Source organism: Streptococcus sp. C150, from assembly GCF_000187445.1.
GTDB classification, from domain to species: Bacteria; Bacillota; Bacilli; order Lactobacillales; family Streptococcaceae; genus Streptococcus; species Streptococcus raffinosi.
Window position 1 is genome coordinate 1 of the sequence record NZ_GL698466.1, and the last position, 664, is coordinate 664.

Annotated in this window: 7 tRNA genes; all 7 read left to right on the forward strand. The window is 52.6% G+C overall.

The annotated features are described in order from the left end of the window. Positions 1-72 (forward strand) — tRNA-Gly (locus tag HMPREF0848_RS10150). Positions 73-78: 6 nt separating this feature from the next. Continuing rightward, a tRNA-Leu gene (locus tag HMPREF0848_RS10155) sits at positions 79-164 on the forward strand. Positions 165-178: 14 nt separating this feature from the next. After that, a tRNA-Arg gene (locus HMPREF0848_RS10160) sits at positions 179-252 on the forward strand. A 6-nt stretch (positions 253-258) separates the two neighbouring features. Continuing rightward, positions 259-332: transfer RNA gene (locus tag HMPREF0848_RS10165), tRNA-Pro, on the forward strand. A 5-nt stretch (positions 333-337) separates the two neighbouring features. After that, positions 338-411, forward strand: a tRNA-Met gene (locus HMPREF0848_RS10170). A 19-nt stretch (positions 412-430) separates the two neighbouring features. Further along, a tRNA-Ile gene (locus tag HMPREF0848_RS10175) sits at positions 431-504 on the forward strand. A 19-nt stretch (positions 505-523) separates the two neighbouring features. Continuing rightward, positions 524-613 (forward strand) — tRNA-Ser (locus tag HMPREF0848_RS10180). Positions 614-664: the final 51 nt, after the last annotated feature.

Below are 664 nucleotides of genomic sequence, written 5' to 3' on the forward strand. Positions count from 1 at the left end.
GCGAACGTAGTTCAGTGGTAGAACATCACCTTGCCAAGGTGGGGGTCGCGGGTTCGAATCCCGTCGTTCGCTTGAGGAGCCGGGGTGGCGGAACTGGCAGACGCACAGGACTTAAAATCCTGCGAAAGGAAACTTTCGTACCGGTTCGATCCCGGTCCTCGGCATAATTTAATAAAGAGCACCCTTAGCTCAACTGGATAGAGTACCTGACTACGAATCAGGCGGTTAGAGGTTCGACTCCTCTAGGGTGCATGTTATCGGGAAGTAGCTCAGCTTGGTAGAGCACTTGGTTTGGGACCAAGGGGTCGCAGGTTCGAATCCTGTCTTCCCGATTTATGGCGGTGTAGCTCAGCTGGCTAGAGCGTCCGGTTCATACCCGGGAGGTCGGGGGTTCGATCCCCTTCGCCGCTATATCATATATGGATTACTTGGACCTTTAGCTCAACTGGTTAGAGCACTCGGCTCATAACCGAGCGGTCGTAGGTTCGAGTCCTACAAGGTCCATATATTGTTTATATTATTTGGAGGATTACCCAAGTCCGGCTGAAGGGAACGGTCTTGAAAACCGTCAGGCGTGTAAAAGCGTGCGTGGGTTCGAATCCCACATCCTCCTTAATTTTTATCGCGGGATGGAGCAGCTAGGTAGCTCGTCGGGCTCATAACC